Here is a 2,849-nt window from a genome sequence, read left to right on the forward strand (position 1 = left end):
TCTATGCCGAGGTGGTCGCGCGCGCGACGGCGTGGAGGCGATGGAGCTGCTCGGCCAGACCCGCTTCGGCGTGCTGATCACCGACCTGGAGATGCCCAACATGGACGGCTTCGAGCTGATCAAGGCGGTGCAGGGCGCGATGGCGACCGAGGACCTGCCCATCATCGCCATCAGCGGCCATGAGGAGCTGCACGCCCGGCTGCACCAGGTGCAGGGCCTGTACGGCATGTTCCACAAGCCCTGGAACGACCGCGAGCTGATCAAGCGCGTCGAGGCGCTGTCCCACCTGCGGCAACCGGTCCGTTCATGAGCGTGGGTCGCTGGCTGAAGCGCGGCGCGCTCACGGTCGCCGTGCTGGCGGCGCTGGGCGCCGCGGCCGCGGCCTGGCATGTCCACCAGAAGCTGCCGCAGCGCGACGGCGAGCTGCAGCTGTCCGGCCTGAGCGCGCCGGTCACCGTCCGCTACGACGAGTGGGGCGTGCCCCACATCGACGCGCGCAACGAGGACGACCTCTACCGCGCGCTCGGCTACCTGCATGCGCAGGACCGGCTGTTCCAGATGGAGATGCTGCGCCGGCTGGCGCGCGGCGAGCTGGCGGAAGTGCTCGGGCCCAAGCTGGTCGACACCGACCGCCTGTTCCGCGCGCTCGGCATCCGCCAGCGCGCCGACGAGCTCGCCGCGGCGAGCGCGGCCATCACCGCCCAGCCGGGAGCGACCCGCGCGCTGTATGCCTACCTGGACGGCGTCAACCAGTACCAGGCGACGCGGCCCGCGCCGCTGGAGTTCGAGGTCCTGGGCATCCCCAAGCGCCCGTTCACCGCCGCGGACACCTACAGCATCGCCGGCTACCTGGCCTACAGCTTCGCCGCGGCCTTCCCCACCGAGCCGGCATTGACCGCGGTGCGGGACCAGCTCGGTCCCGACTACCTGCGCATCTTCGACCTGGACTGGCATTCCTCCGGCGTGCTGGAGCCGCAGGCGCTGAACGCGCCGCGCGGGCGCTTCCCCGACGTGGCGCCGATGCTGGCGCGGCTGGCCGCGGTCGGCGACCAGGCGGCGGCGCTGGCCGGGCTGCCGCAGTTCGAGGGCAGCAACGCCTGGGTCGTGTCGGGCAGCCGCACCGTCAGCGGCAAGCCGCTGCTGGCGGGCGATCCGCACATCGCGTACTCGGCGCCGGCCGTGTGGTGGGAGGCGCACCTGCGCACGCCGCAGTTCGAGCTCTACGGGCATCACCTCGCGCTCAACCCGATGGCGCTGCTGGGACACAACCGGCGCTTCGGCTGGAGCCTGACGATGTTCCAGAACGACGACGTCGACCTGATCGCCGAGAAGGTGAACCCGGCCAACGCCAACGAGGTCTGGTACCAGGGCCGCTGGGTCGCGATGACCGCGCGGCAGGAGACGCTCAAGGTCAAGGGCCAGCCCGACCAGGTGCTGACGCTGCGCCGCTCGCCGCACGGGCCGATCGTCAACGACGCGCTGCCGGGCGACCGCGGCGAGCGCCCGGTCGCGATGTGGTGGGCCTTCCTGGAGACCGAGAACCCGGTGCTCGACGGCTTCTACCGGCTGGGCCGCGCCGACACGCTGGACCGCGCGCGCGACGCGGCGAGCCTGGTGCACGCGCCGGGGCTGAACATCGTGTGGGCCAACGCCAGTGGCGACATCGCCTGGTGGGCGGCCGCGAAGCTGCCACAGCGTCCGCCGGGCGTGAATCCGGCCTTCGTGCTGGACGGCGCGACCGGCGAGGCCGACAAGCCGGGCTTCCTGCCGTTCTCGGCCAATCCGCATGAAGAGAACCCCGCGCGCGGCTACATCGTGTCGGCCAATTTCCAGCCGACCGGGGACACGCCGGTGCCGGGCTACTACAACCTGGCCGAGCGCGGCCGGCGCCTGGACGGACTGCTGAGCCAGGGCAAGCGCTGGGACATCCACAACAGCCAGGCGCTGCAGCTGGACGTGCAGACCGACTACGGCCCGCGCGTGCTGCGGCCCGTCATCCCGCTGCTGCGCGGATCGGCCTCGGTCGAGGAGCAGCCGCTGGTGGAGGCGCTGGTGCGCTGGAACGGCGCCTACAAGGTCGATGCGGTGGCGCCGGTGCTGTTCCAGCAGTTCACCGCCGAGCTGCTGCGGGCGGCGCTCAAGGACGAACTCGGCGAGGCGCAGTTCGAGAACCTGCGCCGCACCCGCGCGCTCGACCACGCCTTGCCGCGGCTGATGGCGGACGCGGACTCGCCCTGGTGGGACGACCGCTCGACGCCGCAGCGCGAGACGCAGACCGACATCGTGCGCCGCGCCTGGAAAGCGACGGTCGCGCACCTGCAGGCGACGCTGGGCCCCGACAGCGGGACCTGGCGCTGGGACGCGGTGCACACGCTGACGCACGAGCATCCGCTGGGCCGGCAGAAGCCGCTGGACCGGATCTTCAACGTCGGTCCGTTCCCGGTGCCCGGCGCACGAGGTGCCCAACAATTTCGCGCAGCGCAACGGCAGTGGGCCGTGGCCGGTGGTCTACGGACCGTCGACGCGCCGGTTGATCGACTTCGCGCGGCCGCAGGAGGCGCTCGGCGTCAATCCGGTCGGGCAGAGCGGCGTCTGGCCGGACGCGCATTACGCCGACCAGGCCGCGCTGCTGGCCCAGGGCCGTTATCGCCGCGAGTGGTTGGACGAGGCCGATGTGCGCGCGCATTCGAACGGCCTGCTGGTGCTCAAGCCATGAGGTCCGTGTCGAGCACACGTGGCGCACCTGGTGCGCGGGCCGCCGTGCTGGCGCTGGCGATGCTCGCCGCGACCTGCATCGCGATGCCCGCCCTGGCGGTGGACCTGCCGGCACCGGCGGAGCTCGCGCGGCG

The 2,849-nt window shown here is 72.3% G+C and carries 1 protein-coding gene and 1 pseudogene; both read left to right on the forward strand.

Features of this window, described 5'->3' with window-relative positions; translation table 11 throughout:
- The coding region (locus FUT87_RS11920) for a response regulator (protein WP_147241149.1) at positions 1–310 on the forward strand (310 nt) is incomplete at its 5' end.
- Positions 307–2,716, forward strand: a pseudogene (locus FUT87_RS11925) (penicillin acylase family protein). The gene FUT87_RS11920 and the pseudogene FUT87_RS11925, both read left to right, overlap by 4 nt.
- The last annotated feature ends 133 nt before the right edge of the window (positions 2,717–2,849 follow it).

Source organism: Mitsuaria sp. TWR114 (genome assembly GCF_007997345.1).